Source organism: Mesorhizobium sp. 01N446, from assembly GCF_056399285.1.
This window is the reverse complement of sequence record NZ_JBFTRA010000001.1, coordinates 1,585,135-1,609,115: the sequence shown is the minus strand read 5'-3', so window position 1 is coordinate 1,609,115 and position 23,981 is coordinate 1,585,135. Positions and strand designations below refer to the sequence as shown.

Sequence of the window (23,981 nt, the reverse complement as noted above, 5' to 3'; positions counted from 1 at the left end):
CCAACGCGTTCGCATGGTTTGCGAATAGGCGCGATCCAGGGAAAGTCCCGCGATCGCCTTACAGCGATGCCGCGCCCTTCTTCGGTTCCTTCGCGCCGAGCTTGTCGAGCGCAAGGCGAACCTGGCGCAGATCGTCCTGCCAGCCGTCATCGTCGCCCATGGAACTCTCCGATGCGGCCCGCTGCAGGCCGCGCGCCTCGGATTCGATCTTGCGCAGTTCGGCGACCTTCTCGTCATTGGTCAGGGAGCCGTCTTCGACGATCTCCAGAACCCGCATTTCCCTGAACGTGGCCATGGCGTTTCTCCCGGCTGTGTCGGTCACAACGCCGTCAGCGCCCCTCCGTTCCAGACGGGTCCTATAGCCGGCCGCACCATGACGGCTCGCCGCAGCCTGTTATCCCGGGAATGCGCAAAGAGGAGAGGTCATTCCGCCGGGAAGAAGGCTGGGCCGACCACAACCACCGGCCGCGTACCGGCTTCGATCGACCGCAGCTGAGCGGCCCCCGAGGCCCCGGTGCCGGATTGCGGGATCGCCGCGACACTGCCGAAATCCGGCTTTGGCTGCGGCAGGGGAATGATGGCGTTGGTCATGTTCGTGGGCGTGACTGTCCTTGCCCTCAATTCGGCGACCCGCTGGTAGTAGCGCTTGGCATCGCAGGCCTTGAAATTGGCATCGTCACGGTAGCGGAAAGCCGACGGCAGTTCGGTGTAGGGCTTGCGGGTATCGAGCGCGACCATCTTCTCGGTCTCCAGACTGGCGTCGCTCAGCGTGTAGAGATCGACGGCCGGATCATCGCAGATGTAACGGCACTGATCGGCCATATCCTTGACGTCGTCGCTGCCGGCGAATTGCGATTTTGGCGCGGGGAAGAAATAGCCGTCCGACAGGCGCACGCAGAACAGCATCGTATTGCCGGCATAAATTGTTCCGCTCTGGCTCTTCGGCGCCGGGCGCTGCTCGTTTGTCCCGGACGTGCAGCCGAGCGCCGCGAACCGTGCCTGCAAGCCTGAAATATCCCGACCGGAATTGGATGCAGCCGCCATCCGGCGCTGCACTTCCGTCCGGTTTCTGGCAAGATCGGCGCAAGCGTTGAAGAAGCCGCCCGCGGCACTTTGGGCCGTGCACCTGCGCTGCCTCTCCAGGCCCTGGATCGCCGCAAGCTGGCGGCGTAGCTGCGCCAGTTCGGGGCTCACGCCGCCACTGCGGCCGCCAAAAAGCAACTGACTTCTGATCGCGCCGCAGCTATCCGCGTAGGAAGACGTCGTGCCGAGCGCAGAGGCGGCCACCGTCACCAGTGCGATCATCATGAGAAACCAGAAACGGATCATCATGACGACATGGTCCTTGTTGCTTATGGCCTGGAATCACATTCTTTCGGCCTGGATAATCTTCAACTAAATGAGCTATACCTAATAATTGAAGCTTTCCGAACCGAACAGACTTTCGTTTAGTGTAATAGAATGACCGCTGTAAATTCGATATTACATTTTTATTTCAAGATTGAGACGAACCCCAAAACAAAGTGACGAGGCAGCCGGCTATCGAAGGTGCCGGGCCGTGCTCCGAGGGGCGAACGATCAATCCGGCGTTACCGAAGCTTGACGCTGAAACCTTTGCCTGACTGCCGCGTTTAAGGCACAGGGAGAACGCAGATGTCGATCCACTTCACGGTATCGGAACTGACAAGGAATCTTTTTCATTCTCTCGGGCTGGATCACGAGCGCGCGCCACGACCGCTCAATCCCGAGGAAAACCTGTTGCTTGAGTGCTATCTGGCCGGACAGATCCCGGAATCGGCCTGGAGTGACTATGTTTTCGAGACACCGGACCTGGCACGGCATGCCGCGGTCCGGCGCCTGAGCCATTGAGCGATTGGGTCTGAGGGGCCGGCGGGGACAGCTATTGCTTCGGGGAAGCCAGTTGCAGCGTGAAAACGTTGCCGCCAATGCCTTGCGCCAAAGCCGGCGAGAAACTCAGAGGCGTGCAATTCTGGACGGCGGCGATGGCCGCGGCGATGAACGCCTTTCGCGCCTTGTCATCGCCGGCCACGTTCGCGGCGGTCGGCCGTGGAGGACCGATCAGCGAGCCGTCGCGCGTGAGACTGAAACCCAGGGTTACGGTCGAATTCCCGGCGTCCGTCGGCGGCGTCCAGCAAACCTGGATCGCGTCCCCGACTTCGTCATTGTCTTGAGCACTGCCGCCTGAGACGGGACAAGCGTCCCGACGAGCATTCCACCGGCGATCATCAGCTTTGCCGCCATGCATTTCATCGCAAGCCCTCATCTCACTCCAGGCCGGCATTCCGTGCCGAACCCGCTCAAGACGTTAGAGGCGACGTCCGTGATGACAATATCCGGACGCGAAAGGTTGATGCTCCGGCACTGCCTTGTCACCGTCGCGCGATGTCGCGGCGTGGGGTCTGAAAAGCAAAAAGGCCGGCACGGAGCCGACCTTTCCTTCCACCGATAATGCGCCAGTACATCCGTGGTCGCGCGGTGAATTCCCGCCAGTAGACAGGGCTTTGGTTAACGAACCCTTAAGCTGGAGCCTTCGCCTGCGACCGCACATAGGCGATGTAGCCACGCACGTCGCCGGCCGGCTCGGCATAGGCCTTGCCGAGCTTCTTCTCGATCGCCGCCATGTACTCCTGCGCCCATTTGGGCAGCGTGTAGTCGACGACAGCCAGGAACTCGAGCGTCGCCGCCAGCCTTATGTCGGCGATCGACGGGTTCTTGCCGCCGATGAACGGCTTGCCGTCCCTGAAGAAACTGTGGAAGACCTCCAGCGGCTCGGCGATCGCCGCCATGGCGGCCTTCTGCGCCTCCGACTTCTTGTCGGGATTGGCATCGCTGTGCCCGACCTCGCCGGCATATTGCGGGAAGCCCAGCGCCGGATAGGTCGCGCGCGCCACATAGGGGTAGAGCGTACCGATCAGGTAGAACATCGCGCTGTCGATCATCGCCCGCTTGGCCGGCGCCTTGGGATAGAATTTCTCCAGCCCATGCTTGTTGGCGAGATACTGCATGATGGCGCAGCTTTCCCAAAGCACGCCCCTGGGAAGCCCCTTGTCCTCGATCATCGGTGTCAGATGCGCCGGATTGCGCGCCAGATATTCGGGCGAACGCGTGTGGCCCCAGGCGTCGGTCTCGGCGGCGTCGAACCCGGCCGCGCGGGCAAACACCCGCACAGTCATGTTGTTGACGCTCGGCTTCAGCATGCTGAGCTTCAACCCCGGCTTCTTCGCCTTGGCGGTCTTCGGCGGCGACTTCTTGTCCGCCGATTTTGCCGCGGCTTTCGCGGCTGCCTTGGGCGCAGCCTTCGCGGCTGCCTTTGCCGCCGGCTTGGCGGCCACCTTTGCCTTGGCAGCTGATTTCCCGGTGTTCTTGGTCACTGTCTTTGCCATTGTTGTCCTCCCTCTGTTTTGTTGGCCGTCAGTATGGATTCTTCGGCGCCCGGTCGTCCGACAGGGTCGCACGGGAGCTCTCGACGAGCGCCTGGATCGCATCCGCAAGATGCACCTCGGCGATGTTGTAGTCGCCGCGCCCGACGCGCAGCTTGTGCGCCTGCATCAGCACGTCGGCATGAGTGAAGCCCGCCGGCGGCTCGAAACGGTACGAGGCGAGTTCGATCAGCAAGCCGAGCGGATCCTCGAAATAGATCGAATCCATGAAGCCGCGATCCTTGACGCCGCTGTGCTTGATGCCGCGCTCGTCGAGCCGGGCGACCGCCTGCAGGAAGGTGACACGCGACACCGCGAAGGCGATGTGGTGGACGCAGCCCGGATCGGTCGGCGTGCGGCGCTTCTGCGGCGTGCGGCTCTCATCGGTGAAGATGGTGATCAGCCGGCCGTCACCCGGATCGAAATAGAGATGGCTCTCGCTGGCCTTGTCGAGGTTGGGCTGCTCGAAGATGAAAGGCATGCCGAGCACGCCTTCCCAGAAATCGATCGAGGTCTGGCGGCCGGCGCCGACCAGCGTGATGTGGTGGACGCCTTGTGCTTGCAGCTTCTGCATTGGCCTTCTCCCCGCGGCATCGATTGCTCGTCAGGATCTGCCTGGCACCGCATCCTCTGTGCCGCCTGAGCCGTGCCTCGAAATCCATGAGGTGATGCTAAAGCAATCGGCCTCGCCGCGCCAGAAGCGGCAAGCCCCATCTTTGCGCGACGGTGAAACCGCTTCTGCCGCAAAGCTGCGGGATCTTTCAGGAAATGGCGGCACCAGCCAAAACCGCCCGCACCGCGCCCCGGTCGAAGCCGCGACTAAGCGACGGCCCTGAGTTCGGCTTCCGCAATCATCCCCGCACCGCCACATTCGGTGCAAATGAGGCTCTTCCCCGGGCAACTGATCTGATGCGTCCCTTGCGGGCAGCAATGCCCTTTCGACGCACTCCATCTCGAGCAGTCAAACACCTTGCCGCCGCCATGGCAGCGCGCGCAAATCTTTCCGGACGCCATTCCAACTCTACCCCACAACCGCGCTGCGGCGGATGCCAACCCAACACACCGCAAGTAACAGAGATCGTTACGCTTTCAAGCGTTGCGGCCTGACTTAAATTGGGGAGATCGGGCACGCGGGCCGCCGGGTTATCGCGGGCTTCGCCAACTCTCCCGGCCAAGCGAGATGGCCTTGAAAGGTGGATAAGGCCGTTTCCTTCATCCATTCGGCCGATGCGGCACCTCATCCCGAGGATGCACATTGAAGATGATCCTACGGATCAATGAGTAGTCCGAAGCCAGTCCCCTTTGCGGCTACTCCAACGGCCCCGCCTGACTCCCGGTCGGCGGGGCTTTCCGTGCGGCCCACAGGTACGGCGTAGAGGCCGATGGTCGAGCGGCCCCGACTAAAGGTTGAAGACGTGCGAAGCGGTCAGTCCGGCCAGCAGCACCCCCGCAACCAAAGAGATGATCGAAGCGAGGAACCAGCGCAGCGTGACCTGATAGACCGGCTCGTCGTCGTCGCGCGGCAGCAGCGAACGCCACAGTGCGACGAGTTGGAGGACGATGGCCAGCGCGAGCAGGAGCGTCGCCAGGATCGAGGCGGCCGTCCATCCGCCATCAGCTTCGAAATTCCAGTATCGCAGGAAAAGAAGCGAAAACCCCAGCAATACGGTGATCGCCGAGATCACACCCTGTCGGTAGCCGACGGGCAAGGGAACTCTGCGCGCCTCGATCGCCTGAAAAACCGGCTCGATGGCCTCATCGGGATCCTGACGCTTGGGGGAGTCGATCATGAAGGCAACATTTGGTTTGGGAGACCCTTGGAGGTCGAGGCGAGTCTTGTTCAATCGATACCATCGAGGAAGTCATGTCGCGCCGTCATCATCATCCCTGAGCCTTCCCCGCGCAAGGTGAACGACTTGAAATGATGGACAGCAGGGAGTTCGACCAGACCACTCGGTTGACGCGCCTGTTCAAACTGATTTTCTCGGGGATCGGCCTTTACAGGCCTGTCGTCCGCACCCAACTGTGCGCCGGCTTCATCACAACGAAGGACGACATTCCCACGCAGCCATGGAATCGATTCAGGGATATTCGCGGGGAATTTCTAGGATGGACGCAGTAGGCCTTTACCGTTGCCCAGGAAATCCGCCCTTTGCCTGCATCCTGGAGAAGGCCAAATGCAATTACATCGCCCAGGAAGCCTACCGCGCTGGCGGGTTCAAGCCGGACTTTGACGCACTGCCGTGGGAAGCTGACTATAGGGCAGCAAAACAAAAGGCCTAGGAGCGAAGGCCTGCCCCAACGTGCTCATTTTCCCAAAAATCGCTCCGGCCAGCAAATCGCAATGAATTAGCGCGCACTTAATTAGACGCAAGGAATTTTAACTAATCGTTGACCGCGCTGTCCTATTTTGGAACAGCGCGGTCAAACCCCAACCGGACCGCGCGGGCGGCTCCGGCAATCCAGCCCCCGCCGCACTGTCGGAGCCGCTACCACCCTTATGTAAAATACCAGCAATGGTTGAATCAACAGTTACCGCACGTACTTTCCAGTGCGCTGTCCCGATTGTTAGACTTTGATGGAAAAAGGGGGGCATGTGCTGGCCGGTTAGCCTGCCCCATGCCTGGCCCAGATCAGGATCCTTGCCGACAGTTTAGGGCTGTCTTCTTAGACGCAGCCATTTTCGGCATCCTGTCTCAATAGATCTGCACACCAAGCCGCTCGTTTTTCCTCCACCGCACGACCGCACGGTATCTGGCGTCATCCGCAGGGATGTGAAGAACGAACCGCTCAGGAATAACCACGCCCGGATCCACTCGCAGCTCGGCACCGTGAGCGTGCTGATTTCTGACGGAGCACCGGATGGCCGCATCCTCAGTGATGATGGTCCCGTCCTTCAGGACAGCGCTCCGAAGATGCGAGCGTCGCTCAATAGGCGGATCGTCGGAGCCGCTGCTCATGGTCTCATTCCTCGAAACACCGCGATTCATTTAGCTTGCGCTGAAATGGTTCCCAAATCGAAAAGCCCGCCGAGCAGAGCCAGCGGGCGAATGGGGCGTATGCGGGCTCAACGGGAGGCGAGAATGGCCTCCACGGAAGGGCATGCTTGATGACTATTCGACGGTTTTTGCAGGTCCAAGGCTAAGTGCTTGAATTCCTGGTACGCCCAAGGGGAATCGAACCCCTGTTCCCGCCGTGAGAGGGCGGTGTCCTGACCGCTAGACGATGGGCGCGCTCAAGAACCGGCGATATAGGCTGACGGCCGGGAAAAAGCAACTGGGGTTCGGCGGCTTTGCCGTATCGAATGAAAAGCTGGCTGCAAGCCTAGCGTTTCGGCTCTATCAGATCCCAGAGATTGCCGTGCAGATCGGCGAAAACCGCGACCGTGCCATAGGGTTCGAAACGCGGCGCCTCGCGGAATTCGACGCCCTTCTCCAGCATCGCCGCATGGTCGCGGGCAAAGTCGTCGGTTTCGAGGAAAAGGAAGACCCGGCCGCCTGTCTGGTTACCGATGCTTTGCCTTTGCGCCTCGTCGGACGCCTCGGCCAGCAGCAGCCGGGCGCCCTCCCCGTTGGCCGGCCCGACCGTGACCCAGCGCTTGCCGCCGCCGAGATCGACATCCTCGAGGAGCAGGAAACCCAGCCGCCCGACATACCAGGCGATCGCCTCGTCATAATTGGCGACGACCAGCGCCACGGTCGCGACACGACGATGTCCGGCGAAGCCTGTCATGCCTGAGGCCTGCTCATTTCTACGACAAACGTGTTTGTTGCATTGCCGCCGACCTATTTGTTGCGAATTGCGAACTGCCCGACCAAGCGGCGCTCGGCGATATCATAGACGAAGATCGCACGGCCGCCGTCGGCAAGCTCGGCATCGATCGAGATGCGATTGCCGGACAGCGATTGGCTGACCACCTTGGCGCCGACCGGCAGCACGATGTCGCCGATCAGCGGCTCGCCGGCCGGCGCCTGGATGTCGCCGGCCAGCGGCGGGGACACCGATGGCGCCTTGCGGGCTTTGTAGACAATCGCCGCAATCACCACCATAAGGGCCAGCAACAGCAGGCCGAGATTGATGGCCATGAAGCGGACGAGCTTGCCACGCATCTTTTCGACCTCGGGGTCGAGCGGCTTTTCCTGATCTTCGTCGGCATCGGGCCGGGCCATGGCAAACATTCCGGAACGGTTTTCGATGAGCGCTCATAACGAAGAGGCCCCCGAATTGATAGAGGACCGATTCATGGCAGCCGGGCCGACCGTGCTGGTGGTGGGCGCGGATGCGGCGGGCCAGCGCCTCGACCAATGGCTGGCAGCCAGCCTCGGCCCTGATATGTCGCGCAGCCGCGTGCAGATGCTGATCAGGCAAGGCGCCGTGAGCATCAATGGCAAGCCGGTCGACGAAACCAAGCGCAAGATGACCGCGGGCGAAAGCGTGTCGGTCGCCATGCCGGAACCCGAGCCGGCCGCTCCGCATGGCGAGGCCATCGCGCTCGATGTGCTCTATGAGGACGACGCGCTGATCGTTATCAACAAGCCGGCGGGGCTTGTCGTGCATCCCGGCGCCGGCAACTGGACCGGCACGCTGGTCAACGCGTTGATCCACCACTGCGGCGACAGCCTGTCGGGCATTGGCGGGGTGCGCCGGCCGGGCATTGTCCACCGCCTCGACAAGGAAACCAGCGGCGTCATGGTGGTGGCCAAGACCGACCGCGCCCACAAGGCGCTGTCGGAGGCCTTCGCCGACCATGGCCGGACCGGCGATCTCGAACGCGCCTATCTGGCGTTGGTCTGGGGCATACCACAGAGGCCGACAGGAACGGTCGATGCACCGCTTGGCCGCGCCGCCGACCGGGTGCGCCGCGCCGTGGTGCCGGAAGGCCGCGACGATGCCCGCCACGCCGTAACCCACTTTGCCGTCCAGGAGCGTTTTGGCGAAAGACAGCAGGAATTCGCCACGGCGAGCCTCGTCGAATGCCGGCTGGAAACCGGCCGTACCCATCAGATCCGTGTCCATATGGCCCATATCGGCCACCCGGTCATCGGCGACCCCGACTACGGCCAGGCGTTCCGCACCAAGGCCAACCGGCTGCCGGAGCCCCTGAAAAGTCAGGTCAAGGCATTTTCCCGGCAAGCTTTGCACGCCTGGCTCCTTGCATTTCGCCATCCCCATACCCATCTAACGATGAGGTTCGAGGCGCCGATACCGAGGGACATGGAGGAACTCGTCGGCGGTTTTCGCAATCTCTGAACCTGCCATCAACAAGCTCGAAACCGACCATCAAAAAACCTGACTGGCGTTGTTCACTTCAGCGTGATTCGTGTTGAACAAATGCCTGTCTTTTCTGGTTTTGTTCCTGTATAAGACCTTATGTCGCGAGCGAGCCTTTTGGTGTTCGCGTCACGTGCCCGCCGCGTTTCGGGGGCATCACTCCAATAGAGAGGGGGCGCTATCATGGCCCAGTCACTACCCAGTATTGTTTCCGGCGAAGGCGGCCTCAGCCGCTACCTGGAAGAAATCCGCCGCTTTCCGATGCTTCAGCCGCAGGAAGAGTACATGCTCGCCAAGCGTTATGCCGAGCATGAAGACACGTCCGCCGCGCACAAGCTCGTCACCAGCCATTTGCGGCTCGTCGCCAAGATCGCCATGGGCTATCGCGGCTACGGCCTGCCGATCGGCGAGGTGATCTCGGAAGGCAATGTCGGCCTGATGCAGGCCGTCAAGAAATTCGAACCCGAGCGCGGCTTCCGCCTCGCGACTTACGCCATGTGGTGGATCAAGGCCTCGATCCAGGAATACATCCTGCGCTCGTGGAGCCTGGTCAAGATGGGAACGACCGCCAACCAGAAGCGTCTGTTCTTCAATCTGCGCAAGGTGAAGGGCAAGATCCAGGCGCTGGACGATGGCGATCTCAAGCCCGACCAGATCGCCGAGATCGCCACGCGGCTGAACGTTTCCGAGGCCGAGGTGGTGTCGATGAACCGCCGCCTGTCCGGCGACGCTTCGCTCAACGCGCCGATCCGGGCGACGGAAGGCGAATCCGGCGAATGGCAGGACTGGCTGGTCGACGACCACGAAAGCCAGGAAGAGATGCTGATCGAGCAGGACGAGCTGGAAAACCGGCGCGGCATGCTGTCGGGCGCTCTTGCCGTGCTCAATGAGCGCGAGCGGCGCATCTTCGAGGCCCGTCGCCTCGCCGAGGAGCCGCTGACTCTGGAAGAGCTTTCGGCCGAGTTCGACATCAGCCGCGAGCGCGTGCGCCAGATCGAGGTGCGCGCCTTCGAGAAGGTGCAGGATGCGGTCAAGGCCGCCGCCAAGCGCCAGACCCAGGCGCTGCGCACCATCGAGGCCCAGCCGGCGGCTTAAGCCAGCTTCGGCGACAAAACATCAAGGCGGCGTCAGGAAACTGGCGCCGCCTTTTTCGTGCGCGCGGCCGGGCGTCGCGGTCCGCTCAAAGCCCATCCAGCGGAAATTTCAGATACCGCCTTCCATTGGCTTCCGGTTCCGGCAGCCGGCCACCATTCATATTGACCTGCAGCGCGTGCAGGATCAGCCGCGGCATCGGCAATGTCTTGTCGCGCGCCTCGCGCAGCGCCACGAATTCGGCTTCGCTGTGCGCGGCGACAAGATGGATGTTGCTGGCCTTCTGCGCCGCCACCGTGCTTTCCCACAAGGGCTCGCGGCCGCCGGCTTGATAGTCGTGGCCGACGAAGATTCGCGTCTCATCGGGCAGCGCCAATATGTCCTGGATCGAGCGCCACAGCCGCGCGGCACTGCCGCCGGGAAAATCCGCCCGCGCCGTGCCGCTGTCGGGCATGAAAAGCGTGTCATGCACGAAGGCGGCGTCGCCGACCACATAGGTGATCGAGGCCAGCGTATGCCCGGGTGAGAACAGCACCTTGACCGGGAGGCTGCCGATCGCAAACGTCTCGCCTTCCCCGAACAGCCTGTCCCATTGCGAGCCGTCGGCGGGAAAATCCGGCCAGTTGTAGATCGCCTTCCACAGCTTCTGGACGTCCACGACCCTGGCGCCGATCGCCGTCGGCGCCCCGGTCTTCTGTTTCAAATAGTGCGCGGCCGAGAAATGGTCGGCATGCGGGTGGGTGTCGAGGATCCACTCGAGCTCCAGCCCTTTTTCTCCGACGAAATCGAGCAGAACATCCGCGCTTTTCGTTCCCGTTGCGCCGGATTTCTCATCGAAGTCGAGGATTGGATCGATGATGGCGCAGCGCTTTGTCGCCGGATCGGTGACGACATACTGAATGGCTCCGGTCGGCTTGTCGTAAAAGCCCTTGACCTCCGGTCTTGCCAAAGCCAATTCCAAACCGAACTCCCCACCCCAGCCGACAGGAACGATTTTCTCCGCCAGGCTCCAACGGGAGTATGCTTGTCCACCCCGGCGGGCCAGTCAAGCATGACTTGGCCCGCGAGGCCGCAAAAGGCAAAAACCGTTCCGCCGCCTGTTTCAGGCGGACGGCTGCTTGGTCTTCCTGAGATAAGGCAGGATGGTCTCAAAGGCGCCGAAGCGCTTGATCGCATCTTCGTTGGAAACGGCCGCGGTGATGATGACGTCCTCGCCCTGCTTCCAGTTCGCCGGCGTCGCCACCTGATGCTTGGCGGTGAGCTGCATGGAATCGACCGCGCGCAGGATCTCGTCGAAGTTGCGGCCGGTGGTCATCGGATAGGTCAGCACCAGCTTGATCTTCTTGTCCGGCCCGATGACATAGACCGAGCGCACGGTGGCATTGTCGGCGGGCGTGCGGCCTTCCGAAGTCTCGCCGGCGCCGGCGGGCAGCATGTCGTAGAGCTTGGCGACCTTGAGATCCTTGTCGCCGATCAGCGGATAGTGCACCGTCTGGCCGGTCGCCGTCTTGATGTCGGCCTGCCATTTGTCGTGGCTCGCGACCGGATCGACGGAGATGCCGATGATCTTGACGTTGCGCTTCTTGAACTCGCTCTCCAGCCCGGCCATCGTGCCAAGCTCGGTCGTGCAGACCGGTGTGAAATTCTTCGGGTGGCTGAACAGGATCGCCCAGCCGTCACCGATCCAGTCGTGAAAGTTGATCGTCCCTTGCGTGGTCTCGGCCGTGAAATCCGGCGCGATGTCGTTGATACGAAGGCTCATGGTTCCTACCCCTGTGAATGCCGCCCGTTGGCGGTCTGCCACCCTTTTACCACTCCATCGGCGACGTTCAAAACGGTGAGGTCGCCGGCAGTGATGCAGGCCGCGAAAATTTTTCGCCTTTTCCGGGCGAATGTAGAAATTTCGCTGTCGGCGTTGGGAAAGTCTATGATTTCACGGCCAGCGATGTCGCGAGATCTTCCATGCGTTGAGCCAGCGCGCCAAGCGCGTTGGTCAGCACGCTGTCGCTCTTGTCGGCCTTGGTCAGCGCCTCGTCGCGCGTCTTGCGCAAGGTCAGCACTTCGCTTTCCATACCCTTGACGCGCTTCTGCAGTTCCGAAAGTTCGTCCATCACCATGATGCCGGCCATCACGGTCAGCCGCTGGTCGCCGATCTCGCCGAAGGAATCTTTCAGATGCGAGACATAACGGTCGAAGCGTTCGGCGAGGTCGATCAGATGCTCTTCCTGGCCTTCGTCGCAGGCCATCCGATACTGTTTGCCGTCGATTGAAACCGTGACCTGTGCCATGGGCCAGCTCCTATCTGTCCAACACGGCGCGAATGGTTTCCATGGCGGTCACCAGCCGTCGCGATACTTCCTTGTTGGCGTCCTCCAGCCGTTCGGCGCGCGCTTCGGAATTGTCGAGTTCCTGCGCCAGCCGCGAGCGGTCGGCATTCATCCGCTGCACCTCGGCTTCGGCTTCCGAGTAATCGCGTTCATGCTCCAGCTTGGCCGCGACGGCGTTTTCCAGCCCCTCGATGGCCTTGCCCAGCCTGGCGATGACTTCCTTGAGCGTGGTTTCCCCGGTCATGGCCTTCGTCCTGTGCCCTGCCCATCACCGAATCGTTCGCGTTCAGAACGCGTTATCCGTGAAACATTAGGCACCGGGTGAAGGCGACGTCAACAAACCTCTCGCGACTGTCCCCTGCTAACGCTAATGTAGGGTCGCCGCCGCCATCACAAGACCGGCAAATCTGCGCCCGATTTGTTGACTAAAAGCCCGCGCCTGCTATGTGTCGCGCACCTTTTCAAGGGCGCTCCCGAGCCCCCAAACCCCCACCTTTGGAGGAACCATGACGTCGCGTGAACAACATGACCGGATGGCCAATGCGATCCGCTTTCTCTCCATGGATGCCGTCGAGAAGGCCAATTCCGGCCACCCCGGCCTGCCCATGGGCTGCGCCGACATCGCCACGGTGCTGTTCACCCGCTTCCTGAAATACGATCCCAAGGCCCCGCACTGGCCCGATCGCGACCGCTTCATCCTGTCGGCGGGCCATGGCTCGATGCTGCTTTATTCGCTGCTGCATCTGACCGGCTACGAGGACATGACCCTCGACCAGATCAAGCACTTCCGCCAGTTGGGCTCGAAGACGGCAGGCCATCCCGAATACGGCCACGCCACCGGCATCGAGACGACGACCGGCCCGCTCGGCCAGGGCCTCGCCAATTCGGTCGGCTTCGCGCTGGGAGAGCGCATCATGAACGCCGCTTTCGGCAACGACCTCGTCAGCCACTATACCTACGTGCTGGCCGGCGACGGCTGCCTGATGGAAGGCGTTTCCCAGGAAGCCATCGCGCTGGCCGGGCACCTCAAGCTCAACAAGCTGATCGTCTTCTGGGACAACAACAACATCTCGATCGACGGCCCGGTTTCGCTCGCCGACAACACCGACCAGGTCGCCCGCTTCCAGGCCTCCGGCTGGAACGCCAGCCATATTGACGGCACAGATCCCGAAGCAATCGCCTACGCCATCGAGGCAGCCCGCCATTCCGACAAGCCGACGATGATCGCCTGCAAGACGACCATCGGCTTCGGCGCGCCGACCAAGGCCGGCACCAACAAGGCACACGGTTCGCCGCTCGGCGCCGAGGAAATCGCCGGTGCGCGCAAGTTCTTCAACTGGGAGTCGCCGCCCTTCGAAATCCCGGCCGACATCCTCGACGCCTGGCGCACCGCCGGCAAGGCCGGCGCCAAGCCGCGCGCCGACTGGGAAGCCCGCCTCGCCAAGGCCGAGCCGAAGCTTAAGGCCGAGTTCGAGCGCCGCCTCGCCGGCAAGCTGCCGTCCAATTTCGACGCCGTCATCGCCGACTACAAGAAGAAGCTCTCGGCCGACAAGCCAAAGGTCGCGACCCGCAAATCTTCGGAAATGGCGCTGGAAGTCATCAACGGCGCCGTGCCGGAAACCATAGGCGGCTCCGCCGATCTCACTGGCTCCAACAACACCAAGACCAGCCAGACCAAGAACATCACGCCCGACGATTACGGCCAGCGCTATGTCCACTACGGCATCCGCGAGCACGGCATGGCGGCGGCCATCAACGGCCTGACGCTGCATGGCGGCCTCATCGCCTATGGCGGCACCTTCATGTGCTTCTCCGACTATGCCCGCCCGTCGATGCGGCTTGCCTCGCTGATGGGCATCCGTTCGATCTTCGTCATGACCCATGATTCCATCGGCCTGGGTGAAGACGGCCCGACCCACCAGCCGGTCGAGCATCTGGCGGCCCTGCGCGCCATCCCGAACCACAATGTCTTCCGTCCGGCCGACGCGGTGGAAACCGCCGAATGCTGGCAGATCGCGCTCGAAACCGAGAAGACCCCGTCGACCCTGGCGCTGACCCGCCAGAACCTGCCGACGGTGCGCACCGAGCACTCGGCCAACAACCTGAGCAGCCTGGGCGCCTACGAGTTGGCCGCGGCCAGCGGCGAGGCGGCGGTGACGATCTTCGCCACCGGCTCCGAGGTCGAGATCGCGCTCGGCGCCCGTGACCTCTTGGAAAAGCACGGTCATCCGACCCGCGTCGTGTCGGTGCCTTGCTTCGAACTGTTCGACAAGCAGAGCGACGGCTATCGCAAGAAGACGATCGGCAACGCGCCGATCAAGATGGCGATCGAGGCCGGCATCCGCCAGGGCTGGGATCATCTCATCGGCTCGGACGGCATCTTCATCGGCATGACCGGCTTCGGCGCCTCGGGCACGATCGAGCAGCTCTACCCGCATTTCGGCATCACCGCCGAAGCCGCGGCCAAGGCGGCGGAAGCCCGCCTGCACGGCAAGTAAGGTTGTGCATGCCGCCCAAAACCGTGTGACGGTTTTGGGATGACGGCAGGCACAGAACAAAAATGCTCCGGCGAAACCGCGCAAAGCGATTTCGCCGGACTGGCCCAACCTAATCGATTTAAATCTGTGTCGCTTTGGCTGGATTCTTTGGCCGTCCGCCGCTATGAAGCTGCGGACCCATCGTCAGCCTTCCAGCTCCCAGGGAGAGAAAAATGACCGTCAGAGTTGCCATCAACGGATTCGGCCGCATCGGCCGCAACATCCTGCGCGCCATCCATGAATCCGGCCGCAAGGACATCGACGTCGTCGCCGTCAACGATCTCGGCCCGGTCGAGACCAATGCGCACCTGCTGCGCTACGACAGCGTGCATGGCCGCTTCCCGCATGAGGTGAGTGTCGATGGCGACCAGATCACCGTCGGCAAGGAAAAGTTCAAGGTCACCGCCATCAAGGACCCGACGCAGCTGCCGTGGAAGGAGCTCGGCGTCGACATCGCGCTCGAATGCACCGGCATCTTCACCGCCCGTGACAAGGCCGCCGCGCACCTGACCGCTGGCGCCAAGCGCGTGCTGGTCTCGGCACCCGCCGACGGCGCCGACCTGACCGTCGTCTACGGCATCAACCACGACAAACTGACCAAGGACCACATCGTCATCTCGAACGCGTCCTGCACCACCAACTGCCTGGCGCCGCTGGCCGCCGTGCTGCACGAGACGGTCGGCATCGAAAAGGGCATGATGACGACGATCCACTCCTACACCGGCGACCAGCCGACGCTGGACACCATGCACAAGGATCTCTACCGCGCCCGTGCCGCGGCCCTGTCGCAGATCCCGACCTCGACCGGTGCAGCCAAGGCCATCGGCCTCGTGCTTCCCGACCTCAAGGGCAAGCTCGACGGCATCTCGATCCGCGTGCCGACCCCGAACGTCTCGGTCGTCGACTTCAAGTTCATCGCCAAGCGCGCCACCACGGTGCAGGAAATCAACGAAGCGGTCATCGCCGCTTCCAACGGCAAGCTGAAGGGCATTCTCGGCGTCACCCATCACCCGAACGTCTCGATCGACTTCAACCATGATCCGCGCTCCTCGATCATGGCGCTCGACCAGACCAAGGTCATGGACGGCAACTTCGTTTCGGTGCTGTCCTGGTACGACAATGAGTGGGGTTTCTCCAACCGCATGGGCGACACCGCGGTCGCCTTCGGCAAGACCATCGCCTGATCGCGGACCCGTCTTCTCGACACTTGAAACGCCCGGCTTCGTCCGGGCGTTTTCTTTTGCCGGAGCAGCGACGCCGAACCGCCGGAAAATCAATGGCCCGCGCCAAAAAACCACCCTCCCGCCTTGCACTGGCCATGCCTTCGCCCCACTCTCCCGTAAAGCGAGAAGACATTACAGCGCCGCGCGTCCTCGGACGCGCAAAGGACGCTGTAACACTTTTGATTTGGCGCATGATCCTTTCCGAAATCGATCTCGATTTCGGGGTCATGCGGCAGGAATTCGAGGGGCAAATCACGGATGGAGCATGCGATCTATCTCGTCACGCTGGTCGGCACGGCGCTCGTTGTCGCCGCCGCGTTTTCGAGCCTGATCGCCTTCCGCTTCGGCGCCCCCCTCCTGCTGCTCTTTCTCTGCATCGGCCTTGCCACGGGAACCGACGGCCTCGGCATCGAATTCGACAATGCCCGCATCGCCTATTTTGCCGGCTCACTTGCTCTCGCCGTCATCCTGTTCGATTCCGGCTTCGGCACGCCGCTCAACGCCTTGCGGCAGGCGGCTGGGCCGGCGCTGTCGCTGGCGACCTTCGGCGTGCTTCTCACCACCGGCCTGTTCGGCGCCGCCGCCTATTATCTGCTTGACCTGAGCTGGCTGGAATCCTTCCTGCTCGGCGCCGCCGTCGCGTCGACCGACGCCGCGGCGGTGTTCTTCCTGCTGCGCGCCGGCGAGATCAATCTGCGCGAACGCGTGCGCTCCACGCTCGAAGTGGAATCCGGCACCAACGACCCGATCGCCATCTTCCTGACCATCACACTGGTCGAGGTCATCGCCGCCCACGCCAATCCCGAAACCAACGTCCTGGTCACCAGCCTGATCCTCGGCTTCCTCGTCAATATGGGCCTCGGCGCCATTGTCGGCGTGCTGGGAGGCCTCGCCATCGTGCGCCTCGTCGACCGGCTCAATCTCGACCACGGCCTGCTGCCGATCTTCGTGCTGACCTTGTCGCTGATGGTCTTCGCCGCCGCCGGCGCCATTGGCGGCTCGGGCTTCCTGGCGGTCTATATCGCCGGCCTGATCGCCGGCAATTCCGACATCCGCGCCGTCACCATCCTCAAGCGCTTCCAGGACGGCATGTCGTGGCTGGCGCAGATCATCATGTTCCTGATCCTCGGTCTGTTCGCCACCCCCTCGCAATTTCCCGCGATCATGGTGCCGGCGATCGCGCTTGGCCTGTTCCTGATGTTCGTCGCGCGGCCCATCGCGGTCTGGCTCTGCCTGATCCCGTTCCGCCTGCCGCGCCCCGAGGTCGCCTTCGTCTCCTGGGTCGGGCTGCGCGGCGCCGTCTCGATCCTGCTCGCCATCACGCCGCTGCTCGGCGGGCTGGAAAACGGCCGCACCATCTTCAACGCCGCCTTCATCATCGTGCTGGTGTCGCTGGTCATCCAGGGCTGGACGGTCGGGCCGCTGGCGCGTCGCCTCGGCCTCATCGTACCGGCGCGCCTCGGACCGCTGGACAAGGTCGAGCTTGAACTCCCCGGCTCCGCCCATCACGAGCTTCTCGCCTATCGCGTGGCGCATGGCAGCCCGGTGGCGCGCGGCGAGCGCATTCCGCGCTGGGCACGGCCCTCGCTGGTGCTGCGTGACGGGCGCTCGATGCGCTTCCAGGACATGGGGCGGCTCGCCGCCGGCGACCAGGTCTATATCTTCGTGCCGGACCGCTATCCGCGCCTGCTCGACAAGCTGTTCGCCAGTCGCGCGGTGGTCGACCCGGAAGACGCCGATTTCTTCGGCGCCTTCGCCGTCGACCCGGCGCGCTCCGCCGCCGAGCTGGAAGCCGCCTATACGCCGGGCCTGACAGAGGCGGAGCAGAAGCTCACCGTCGGCGCGCTGGTCACGGCGCGGCTTGGCGGCCATGCCGAATATGCCGACCGTGTGCTGATCGGCTCGATCGAACTGATCGTCAGGGATGTCGACGACAAGGGCAGGATCACGGGTCTCGGCCTTTCCTTCGAGCCGACCGCGCCGGTTGCGCGGGTGCCGGTCTTCCTCAGCGCCGGCGAGATGGGCGACCGTCTCAGCGCCTTCATCCGCAACTGGCGCAAACCGACCGAGACGCAGGAAGCGGCAGCACAGGCCGAAGACACCCCCGAGCCGCCGGTTGAGAAGGCAACGACCGGAAGCTGACAAGGGCAATCCTTGGCCCTGCCCCATCATCACCGGGCGATCTTCACGGACTATGTTCCCGCCCGCCTCAAAATTTCGCGCCGCAGCGCGGCCAAAGCCTTGCATCGGCACCGATGCGGGGTATGGTCCCGGCGATTTTCCCGAGGAAAGGAACCCGCATGGCCGCCTTCAAGACCCTGGACGATATCGGCAACATCAGCGGCAAGCGCGTGCTGGTGCGCGTCGACCTCAACGTTCCCGTCGCCGACGGCAAGGTCACCGACGCCACCCGCATCGAACGCATCGCGCCGACCATCGCCGAATTGTCCGGCAAGGGCGCCAAGGTCATCCTGCTCGCCCATTTCGGCCGGCCCAAGGATGGCCCCTCGCCGGAATTCTCGCTGGAGCCGATCGCCAGGGCGACGGCGCAGGTGCTCGGCCGTCCCGTCGGCTTTGCCTCGGATTGCGTCGGCGACACGGCGGGAAGTGCCGTCGCGGCCATGAACAAGGGCGACGTGCTGCTCTTGGAAAACACCCGTTTCTACAAGGCCGAGGAGAAGAACGACCCTGCCTTCACCGAAAGGCTGGCCGCCAATGGCGACATCTTCGTCAACGACGCCTTTTCCGCCGCGCACCGCGCCCATTCTTCGACCGAAGGGCTGGCGCATCTGTTGCCCGCCTTTGCCGGCCGCACCATGCAGGCCGAGCTCGAGGCGCTGGAGAAGGGCCTCGGCAATCCGGTCCGCCCGGTCGTCGCCATTGTCGGCGGCGCCAAGGTCTCGACCAAGATCGACCTGTTGATGAACCTGGTGAAGAAGGTCGACGCGCTGGTCATCGGCGGCGGAATGGCCAATACCTTCCTTGCCGCGCGCGGCACCAATGTCGGCAAGTCGCTGTGCGAGCATGACCTCGCTCCCACCGCCAAGCAGATCATGATCGAGGCGGCCGAGGCCGGCTGCGCCATCATCCTGCCGGTCGACGGCGTCGTTGCCAGGGAGTTCAAGGCGGGCGCCGCCTGCGAGACCGTCGCCATCTCCGATGTGCCGGCCGACGGCATGATCCTGGATGTCGGCGAAAAGACCGTGAAGACGATTGGCGAATGGATCGACCGTGCCGCGACGCTGGTGTGGAACGGCCCGCTCGGCGCTTTCGAGATCGAGCCGTTCGATCACGCCACGGTGGCGGCGGCAAAACATGCGGCCGCGCGCACCAAGGCCGGCAAGCTGGTCTCCGTCGCCGGTGGCGGCGATACGGTGGCGGCACTCAACCATGCCGGCGTCGCCGACGACTTCACCTATGTCTCGACCGCCGGCGGCGCCTTCCTGGAATGGATGGAAGGCAAGCCGCTGCCCGGCGTCGACGTGCTGAAGAAGTAAGGCCCCACGGGATCGACGACGCGGCGGACGGCGCCCGAGACTTTCAATCGATTCGAGCTTTCCGATGCCATTCCTTTGGCGGTAGACTTCCGTTAAGCGCGGAACGAACCCCTTTCAGGAGAAGCATGATGAGCGAACGTCTCGAAGACATTGCCGCCGCGATCGTGGCCAACGGCAAGGGCCTGCTGGCCGCCGATGAGAGCTCCGGCACCATCAAGAAGCGCTTCGACGTGATCGGCGTCGAATCGACCGCAGACAGCCGCCGCGACTATCGCGAGATGATGTTCCGCGCCAAGGACGCGATGACCAAGTATATTTCCGGCGTCATCCTCTATGACGAGACCATCCGCCAGAAGGCCGCCGACGGCACGCCGCTGGTCGACATCATCAAGGCATCGGGCGCCATCCCGGGCATCAAGGTCGATGCCGGCGCCAAGCCTCTGGCCGGCTTTCCCGGCGACACCATCACCGAGGGCCTCGACGGCCTGCGCGAGCGCCTCGCCGACTACTACAAGCTCGGCGCCCGCTTCGCCAAATGGCGCGCCGTGATCGACATCGATAAATCCAAGGGCGTGCCCTCGGTCAATTCGATCAGCGCGAACACCCATGCGCTCGCCCGCTATGCCGCCCTTTGCCAGGAGGCAGGCATCGTGCCGATCGTCGAGCCGGAAGTGCTGATGGACGGCGCCCACGACATCGACACCTGCTACGACGTCTCGAAAGCGACGCTGATCAAGCTTTATGATGAACTTCATGCGGCGGGCGTCGTGCTCGAAGGCACGATCCTGAAGCCCAACATGGTGCTGTCGGGCAAGAAGTCGGGCACGCTGGACACCCCCGAAAAGGTCGCCGAGATGACCATAAAACTGTTCCGCGAGACGGTGCCGGCGGCGGTGCCGGGGATCGCCTTCCTCTCCGGCGGCCAGGAGGACGAGGAAGCGACCGCCAACCTCAACGCCATCAACGCCATCGGCCCGCACCCGTGGAAGCTGACCTTCTCCTATGGCCGCGCGCTGCAGGCCGCCCCGCAAAAGGCATGGAGCGGCAAGGCGTCGAATGTCGCCGCCGGCCAGGCCGCCTTCACCCATCGCGCGCACATGAATTACCTGGCCGCGCTCGGAAAATGGAAGGCGAGCCTCGAACAGGCCGCCTGATCCCAGCTCGTCTCCCTTCAAACCCGGGCCAATGCGCCCGGGTTTTTGTTGCCTGCGATTTGGGGAAGACCTTCCTCATTCCTATTTTCCTCTGGGTGTTGCCGGCAGCGATGTCGGTTTGCGCTCATCCCGAACGTCCTTGGGGGTGAGAGACACGGAGAGGTTCATGCATCGCAACAAGGTCGTTTCACGCGAAGACTGGTTCCAGGCGCACAAGGCGCATCTGGCCCGCGAGAAGGAACTGACGCGGCTTCGTGAGCGCGTTGCGGCTGAGCGGCGTGAGCTTCCATGGCTGAAGATCAGGAAGGATTATGTCTTCGAGACCGAACAAGGGCCGCAGCGGCTGGCCGACCTGTTTGGCGTCAACAGCCAGTTGATCGTCTATCACTTCGTCTTCGCGCCAGGTTCCAATCATCACTGCGAAAGCTGTGCCTTCGTCGCCGACCACATGGACGGCGCCAACCAGCATCTGAGGCATCATGATGTGTCGCTTGTCGCCGTATCGCGGGCACCGCTCGCCGAGCTGCTGCCCTACAAGCAGCGCATGGGCTGGAAGTTCGACTGGGTCTCTTCCTATGCCTCGGACTTCAACTTCGACATGCAGGTCTCATTCACCGACAGGCAGATCGCATCCGGCGAAGCCGTCTACAATTTCGAAACGCCTGTGCTGACGTCGAAAGACCTGCCGGGCACCACCGTCTTCCACAAGAACGAAACCGGCGACATCTTCCTGACCTTCATGTCACGCGCCCGCGGCAGCGAGCAGTTCATCGGCGCCTATCAATATCTCGACATTGCCCCGAAAGGCCGAGACGAAACCGGCCCTTACAGGACCTCCATGGACTGGGTGCGGCTACACGATGAATATGGAAACAGGTCGCGGCAGGAAGACGTATACCCTTAGGGCACTGGCCTGCAATCCAGGGATCCGTTCACGGCGGCCGAAACTTGCGCTAAGCCTGCCACCGATCGTCAAACGGTGTCGCCATGCGTTTTCCCACCCCTCTCACCTGGCTCGCCTTCCCCGTCTATGTCTGGCAGGGGCTCGGCGTGCGCCGCCGCACCACGCGCATGCTGCCGGCGCAGGGGCCGGTCATGCACGAAATATCGGGCAAGGCGCCTGACATCTCACTTCTGGTGCTGGGCGATTCCTCGGCTGCCTCGGTCGGCATCGGCAATTCCGAGGACGGGCTTGCCGCGCAACTCGCCATGCTGATTGCGCAGCGTACCGGCCGTGCCGTGCGCTGGCGCGCCGCCGGCTTCAATTCGGCGACATCGGGCCAGATCCGCGATCATGTCCTGCCCAATCTGTCGGCCGATCCGTGGACGCATATCGTGCTTGCCATCGGCACCAACGACACCAAGAATTTTCATTCCGTGCCACGCTTCAAGAAGGAGTTCGGCGGCCTGCTCTATGGCCTGCGCGCCAAATGGCCGGAGGCCCGCGTGGTGTGGTCGCCGGTGCTGGAGTTCACGCGGGCGCCGGCCATGCCGCCACTGCTCGGCAAGATCCTCGAGATCCGCGCCACCGCGATGAACCGGATGGGCGAACGGCTCTGCCTGGAGCGCGGCGCCGTGCCGGCGCCACGCCTGCCGATCACCAATCCCGAACAGGGTTTCGCCTCGGACGGTTTCCACGCCTCAGAGGCGGGCTACCGCGCCTGGGCGGAACATCTCGTCGGCATGGTTCTGGCCAGCTGAGAACCGACGGCCGGTGCGGCCTGCTGGCTATGTCAAATGCCCGAGCACGGCGGCCAGCGAGATTGCCGCCATCGCCAGCAGCGCCAGCTTCCAGAAGTCGCCGCGGCGCTTGAGCCCCGGCCAGCCGATCGGTTTGATCAGCTGGATGACCATGAACCCGATGATGACAAGGGCGAGGAGTTTCGTCATGCCGCCTTTGATCAGCAACGTCGCCGGCTGTCAAAATGAGTTTGAGGCCCTACGACCCGTTTGCGAGGACGCAGGATCTTGCATTGCGCAGATCATAGATCCTCACCGTTGGGGCGACATAGCCATAGTCGCCGTAAGGCTTTGAAAATTGCGCCGCGACATGGCTGTCGAGGCAACGAAACATGCCGGCAAGCTCGTATACTCTCGGGTCTTGCGCGCTCAGCCCTCCGCCGCGCAGATATCGCTGAAATTTCGACGATACGAGGAAATCGGCTGACGACAGATCGCGGTAGTCCCTGGTTTCCGGTGCCGGCTCTCCCATTGGAAAGTCCACCCGGAAATGCGTGACGCCTTGCGTCTCGAGGAAGCGCATCGCCGCAAAKCGTGTATCCGTTTGCCGGTCCAGATTAGCGACATAGGCCATGCCGGCATGCGCGCTCGCGACCATGGCGACAAGCCCAACTCCGATCGTCAGCGGCCTGGTCCGCGGCCCGATCGACCTGGAACAGGCGATGCCCGCGGCCAGCAGCAGATAGACAACGACCGGCAGGACGTAACGCATGAAGCCGACGAGTTTCAGCGGCGAGAGTTCGAGCAGGAAAAGCCAGATGAAGGCCACGCCCGCATAGGCGGCGACATATCTGTCGCGGTCGGCGACGACGGCCACAGCGATCGCCCCAAGGGCGATCGCCACGGTCGGGCCGGTGAGGCTGGGGATCAGATGGTAGCGGAAATGCGTAAGCCCATAGCCTTCCCAGAACCATTCCTTGAGGTCGTGGCCCGTTTTCGCGTGCATCAGTTCCGAGCCAAGGCCCTGGATCACCGTCGAGAGCCCGCTTGCGGTCTCGGTCAGCAGCGATACGCCGAATATGGCGACCACCGTGAGCAGGCTCGTGGCGGCAATGACGATGCCTTGTCTGAGGCTGAGCCTGCAGTGGACAATCGCCACGATGAAAAGAACGAGGCTGTTGCCGACGCCCACATATTTCGCCGTTGCGGCGAGGCCGAGCGCAAATCCGAAATAGACCAGATTGGCTGTGCTGACCTGCTCCTTCAGCCGCACCAGCGCATGCAGCCCGGCACACAGGGCGAAGACCAGGACGGCATCTTCCTTGAAGTAATGCGCGTGAACCGCGATGGCTGGCGAGACCGCAAAAATGCAGGCCCACAGGAAGGCATTGATGCCGTCCGCGTATTGCCGCAAGACGATGTAGAAGAGGATGCTTGCCGCGACGCAGGCCACGGCGCTGACACTGCGGCCGGCCAGCAAATAGTCATGTTCGTTCGACGCGTCGGAAAGCCATCCCGCGAAGCGGGCCAATACGATCAACAAGGGAGGGTGTGCGTAATTGTGCTGCTGACCTGCGGCAAACGCCACCTTGATCGGTTCGTCCGGCTGTATCCCGTATGGGAAGTCGATGTTGTGGAAAGCGAGCAGAGCCGAGATCGCCGCCAGCGCCAGAATGGCCAACGCCTGGGAATCGCCCCGCTGCGCCAAACCGACCCAACCGATCTGCTTGATCGACGGGGTGAGGATCATGGCCTGGCAA

26 protein-coding genes and 1 tRNA gene are annotated in these 23,981 nt (G+C 62.9%); 10 read left to right on the top strand and 17 right to left on the bottom strand.

The window, feature by feature from the left end:
* Window positions 1–58 precede the first annotated feature (58 nt).
* Both AC1DPX_RS07820 and AC1DPX_RS07815 read right to left on the bottom strand, forming a co-directional pair.
* Complete coding sequence (locus AC1DPX_RS07820; RefSeq protein WP_202357555.1) at window positions 59–295, bottom strand: hypothetical protein; 237 nt, start codon at window positions 293–295, stop codon at window positions 59–61.
* Window positions 296–423: 128 nt separating this feature from the next.
* Window positions 424–1,332: a DUF2865 domain-containing protein gene (locus tag AC1DPX_RS07815; RefSeq protein ID WP_477235616.1), complete on the bottom strand. Its 909-nt coding sequence runs from the start codon at window positions 1,330–1,332 to the stop codon at window positions 424–426.
* A 321-nt stretch (window positions 1,333–1,653) separates the two neighbouring features.
* Here AC1DPX_RS07815 and AC1DPX_RS07810 point away from each other — a divergent pair, with 321 nt between their 5' ends.
* Entirely contained in the window at window positions 1,654–1,869 is a 216-nt protein-coding gene (locus tag AC1DPX_RS07810) for a hypothetical protein (RefSeq protein WP_202357554.1), read from the top strand.
* 31 nt (window positions 1,870–1,900) lie between these two features.
* Here AC1DPX_RS07810 and AC1DPX_RS07805 read toward each other — a convergent pair whose 3' ends face one another.
* From AC1DPX_RS07805 to AC1DPX_RS07765, 9 genes are all read right to left on the bottom strand, one after another.
* Window positions 1,901–2,266, bottom strand: coding sequence for a hypothetical protein (locus AC1DPX_RS07805; RefSeq protein ID WP_477235614.1), 366 nt, complete (start codon window positions 2,264–2,266; stop codon window positions 1,901–1,903).
* Between the two features lie 271 nt (window positions 2,267–2,537).
* Window positions 2,538–3,404, bottom strand: a complete 867-nt coding sequence (locus AC1DPX_RS07800) for a glutathione S-transferase family protein (RefSeq protein WP_477235612.1) — start codon at window positions 3,402–3,404, stop codon at window positions 2,538–2,540.
* Window positions 3,405–3,432: 28 nt separating this feature from the next.
* The gene (locus AC1DPX_RS07795) at window positions 3,433–4,014 is read right to left on the bottom strand and encodes a VOC family protein (protein WP_202357552.1); all 582 of its coding nucleotides are present in this window, start codon (window positions 4,012–4,014) and stop codon (window positions 3,433–3,435) included.
* A gap of 826 nt (window positions 4,015–4,840) precedes the next feature.
* Entirely contained in the window at window positions 4,841–5,284 is a 444-nt protein-coding gene (locus AC1DPX_RS07790) for a hypothetical protein (RefSeq protein ID WP_477235610.1), read from the bottom strand.
* On the bottom strand, window positions 5,281–5,463 hold the full coding sequence (locus tag AC1DPX_RS07785; protein ID WP_477235608.1) for a hypothetical protein: 183 nt from the start codon (window positions 5,461–5,463) through the stop codon (window positions 5,281–5,283). The genes AC1DPX_RS07790 and AC1DPX_RS07785 overlap by 4 nt, the downstream gene beginning before the upstream one ends.
* Before the next feature lie 673 nt (window positions 5,464–6,136).
* Window positions 6,137–6,400, bottom strand: coding sequence for a PilZ domain-containing protein (locus AC1DPX_RS07780; protein WP_477235606.1), 264 nt, complete (start codon window positions 6,398–6,400; stop codon window positions 6,137–6,139).
* 198 nt (window positions 6,401–6,598) lie between these two features.
* Window positions 6,599–6,673 (bottom strand) — tRNA-Glu (locus AC1DPX_RS07775).
* A gap of 91 nt (window positions 6,674–6,764) precedes the next feature.
* The gene (locus tag AC1DPX_RS07770) at window positions 6,765–7,172 is read right to left on the bottom strand and encodes a VOC family protein (protein ID WP_477235604.1); all 408 of its coding nucleotides are present in this window, start codon (window positions 7,170–7,172) and stop codon (window positions 6,765–6,767) included.
* Window positions 7,173–7,225: 53 nt separating this feature from the next.
* A complete protein-coding gene (locus AC1DPX_RS07765) occupies window positions 7,226–7,609 on the bottom strand; it encodes a fimbrial protein (RefSeq protein ID WP_477235603.1) in 384 nt (127 codons plus the stop codon).
* A 25-nt stretch (window positions 7,610–7,634) separates the two neighbouring features.
* Between AC1DPX_RS07765 and AC1DPX_RS07760 the strand changes: the two genes are divergently transcribed.
* Entirely contained in the window at window positions 7,635–8,690 is a 1,056-nt protein-coding gene (locus tag AC1DPX_RS07760; RefSeq protein WP_477235601.1) for an RluA family pseudouridine synthase, read from the top strand.
* Window positions 8,691–8,894: 204 nt separating this feature from the next.
* Window positions 8,895–9,806, top strand: coding sequence for an RNA polymerase sigma factor RpoH (gene rpoH, locus AC1DPX_RS07755; protein WP_019861619.1), 912 nt, complete (start codon window positions 8,895–8,897; stop codon window positions 9,804–9,806).
* Window positions 9,807–9,891: 85 nt separating this feature from the next.
* On the opposite strand, the gene AC1DPX_RS07750 is transcribed toward rpoH, so the two are convergent.
* The 4 genes from AC1DPX_RS07750 to AC1DPX_RS07735 form a co-directional block, all read right to left on the bottom strand.
* A complete protein-coding gene (locus AC1DPX_RS07750; RefSeq protein ID WP_446721190.1) occupies window positions 9,892–10,752 on the bottom strand; it encodes an MBL fold metallo-hydrolase in 861 nt (286 codons plus the stop codon).
* Window positions 10,753–10,905: 153 nt separating this feature from the next.
* A complete protein-coding gene (locus AC1DPX_RS07745; protein ID WP_477235599.1) occupies window positions 10,906–11,565 on the bottom strand; it encodes a peroxiredoxin in 660 nt (219 codons plus the stop codon).
* Between the two features lie 163 nt (window positions 11,566–11,728).
* A complete protein-coding gene (locus tag AC1DPX_RS07740) occupies window positions 11,729–12,091 on the bottom strand; it encodes a cell division protein ZapA (protein ID WP_010911917.1) in 363 nt (120 codons plus the stop codon).
* A 10-nt stretch (window positions 12,092–12,101) separates the two neighbouring features.
* Complete coding sequence (locus AC1DPX_RS07735; RefSeq protein ID WP_006200774.1) at window positions 12,102–12,374, bottom strand: DUF4164 domain-containing protein; 273 nt, start codon at window positions 12,372–12,374, stop codon at window positions 12,102–12,104.
* Between the two features lie 262 nt (window positions 12,375–12,636).
* On the opposite strand from AC1DPX_RS07735, the gene tkt reads away from it, so the two are divergent.
* The 7 genes from tkt to AC1DPX_RS07700 all read left to right on the top strand — a co-directional run bounded on the left by tkt (window position 12,637) and on the right by AC1DPX_RS07700 (window position 22,242).
* The gene (tkt, locus tag AC1DPX_RS07730; RefSeq protein WP_202357543.1) at window positions 12,637–14,628 is read left to right on the top strand and encodes a transketolase; all 1,992 of its coding nucleotides are present in this window, start codon (window positions 12,637–12,639) and stop codon (window positions 14,626–14,628) included.
* 212 nt (window positions 14,629–14,840) lie between these two features.
* The gene (gene gap, locus AC1DPX_RS07725) at window positions 14,841–15,851 is read left to right on the top strand and encodes a type I glyceraldehyde-3-phosphate dehydrogenase (RefSeq protein WP_013892632.1); all 1,011 of its coding nucleotides are present in this window, start codon (window positions 14,841–14,843) and stop codon (window positions 15,849–15,851) included.
* A 297-nt stretch (window positions 15,852–16,148) separates the two neighbouring features.
* Window positions 16,149–18,032: a potassium/proton antiporter gene (locus AC1DPX_RS07720; RefSeq protein ID WP_202357541.1), complete on the top strand. Its 1,884-nt coding sequence runs from the start codon at window positions 16,149–16,151 to the stop codon at window positions 18,030–18,032.
* A gap of 158 nt (window positions 18,033–18,190) precedes the next feature.
* Entirely contained in the window at window positions 18,191–19,387 is a 1,197-nt protein-coding gene (locus AC1DPX_RS07715; protein ID WP_477235597.1) for a phosphoglycerate kinase, read from the top strand.
* Window positions 19,388–19,515: 128 nt separating this feature from the next.
* Window positions 19,516–20,541, top strand: a complete 1,026-nt coding sequence (locus AC1DPX_RS07710) for a class I fructose-bisphosphate aldolase (RefSeq protein WP_477235595.1) — start codon at window positions 19,516–19,518, stop codon at window positions 20,539–20,541.
* A 166-nt stretch (window positions 20,542–20,707) separates the two neighbouring features.
* Window positions 20,708–21,445: a DUF899 domain-containing protein gene (locus AC1DPX_RS07705; RefSeq protein ID WP_477235592.1), complete on the top strand. Its 738-nt coding sequence runs from the start codon at window positions 20,708–20,710 to the stop codon at window positions 21,443–21,445.
* Between the two features lie 83 nt (window positions 21,446–21,528).
* Complete coding sequence (locus tag AC1DPX_RS07700; protein ID WP_477235590.1) at window positions 21,529–22,242, top strand: SGNH/GDSL hydrolase family protein; 714 nt, start codon at window positions 21,529–21,531, stop codon at window positions 22,240–22,242.
* 27 nt (window positions 22,243–22,269) lie between these two features.
* Here AC1DPX_RS07700 and AC1DPX_RS07695 read toward each other — a convergent pair whose 3' ends face one another.
* Both AC1DPX_RS07695 and AC1DPX_RS07690 read right to left on the bottom strand, forming a co-directional pair.
* Window positions 22,270–22,431: a hypothetical protein gene (locus AC1DPX_RS07695; protein ID WP_080643995.1), complete on the bottom strand. Its 162-nt coding sequence runs from the start codon at window positions 22,429–22,431 to the stop codon at window positions 22,270–22,272.
* A gap of 49 nt (window positions 22,432–22,480) precedes the next feature.
* Window positions 22,481–23,971: an ArnT family glycosyltransferase gene (locus AC1DPX_RS07690; RefSeq protein ID WP_477235588.1), complete on the bottom strand. Its 1,491-nt coding sequence runs from the start codon at window positions 23,969–23,971 to the stop codon at window positions 22,481–22,483.
* Between the last annotated feature and the right edge of the window lie 10 nt (window positions 23,972–23,981).

Coding starts and splice junctions, on each gene's coding strand:
- AC1DPX_RS07700 (WP_477235590.1), top strand. CDS start 21,529: ATGCGTTTTCCCACCCCTCTCACCTGGCTCGCCTTCCCCGTCTATGTC.
- AC1DPX_RS07820 (WP_202357555.1), bottom strand. CDS start 295: ATGGCCACGTTCAGGGAAATGCGGGTTCTGGAGATCGTCGAAGACGGC.
- AC1DPX_RS07735 (WP_006200774.1), bottom strand. CDS start 12,374: ATGACCGGGGAAACCACGCTCAAGGAAGTCATCGCCAGGCTGGGCAAG.
- AC1DPX_RS07745 (WP_477235599.1), bottom strand. CDS start 11,565: ATGAGCCTTCGTATCAACGACATCGCGCCGGATTTCACGGCCGAGACC.
- AC1DPX_RS07705 (WP_477235592.1), top strand. CDS start 20,708: ATGCATCGCAACAAGGTCGTTTCACGCGAAGACTGGTTCCAGGCGCAC.
- AC1DPX_RS07740 (WP_010911917.1), bottom strand. CDS start 12,091: ATGGCACAGGTCACGGTTTCAATCGACGGCAAACAGTATCGGATGGCC.
- AC1DPX_RS07780 (WP_477235606.1), bottom strand. CDS start 6,400: ATGAGCAGCGGCTCCGACGATCCGCCTATTGAGCGACGCTCGCATCTT.
- tkt (WP_202357543.1), top strand. CDS start 12,637: ATGACGTCGCGTGAACAACATGACCGGATGGCCAATGCGATCCGCTTT.
- AC1DPX_RS07765 (WP_477235603.1), bottom strand. CDS start 7,609: ATGGCCCGGCCCGATGCCGACGAAGATCAGGAAAAGCCGCTCGACCCC.
- AC1DPX_RS07800 (WP_477235612.1), bottom strand. CDS start 3,404: ATGGCAAAGACAGTGACCAAGAACACCGGGAAATCAGCTGCCAAGGCA.
- AC1DPX_RS07760 (WP_477235601.1), top strand. CDS start 7,635: ATGAGCGCTCATAACGAAGAGGCCCCCGAATTGATAGAGGACCGATTC.
- AC1DPX_RS07805 (WP_477235614.1), bottom strand. CDS start 2,266: ATGCATGGCGGCAAAGCTGATGATCGCCGGTGGAATGCTCGTCGGGAC.
- AC1DPX_RS07815 (WP_477235616.1), bottom strand. CDS start 1,332: ATGATGATCCGTTTCTGGTTTCTCATGATGATCGCACTGGTGACGGTG.
- rpoH (WP_019861619.1), top strand. CDS start 8,895: ATGGCCCAGTCACTACCCAGTATTGTTTCCGGCGAAGGCGGCCTCAGC.
- AC1DPX_RS07770 (WP_477235604.1), bottom strand. CDS start 7,172: ATGACAGGCTTCGCCGGACATCGTCGTGTCGCGACCGTGGCGCTGGTC.
- AC1DPX_RS07715 (WP_477235597.1), top strand. CDS start 18,191: ATGGCCGCCTTCAAGACCCTGGACGATATCGGCAACATCAGCGGCAAG.
- AC1DPX_RS07810 (WP_202357554.1), top strand. CDS start 1,654: ATGTCGATCCACTTCACGGTATCGGAACTGACAAGGAATCTTTTTCAT.
- gap (WP_013892632.1), top strand. CDS start 14,841: ATGACCGTCAGAGTTGCCATCAACGGATTCGGCCGCATCGGCCGCAAC.
- AC1DPX_RS07720 (WP_202357541.1), top strand. CDS start 16,149: ATGGAGCATGCGATCTATCTCGTCACGCTGGTCGGCACGGCGCTCGTT.
- AC1DPX_RS07710 (WP_477235595.1), top strand. CDS start 19,516: ATGAGCGAACGTCTCGAAGACATTGCCGCCGCGATCGTGGCCAACGGC.
- AC1DPX_RS07695 (WP_080643995.1), bottom strand. CDS start 22,431: ATGACGAAACTCCTCGCCCTTGTCATCATCGGGTTCATGGTCATCCAG.
- AC1DPX_RS07795 (WP_202357552.1), bottom strand. CDS start 4,014: ATGCAGAAGCTGCAAGCACAAGGCGTCCACCACATCACGCTGGTCGGC.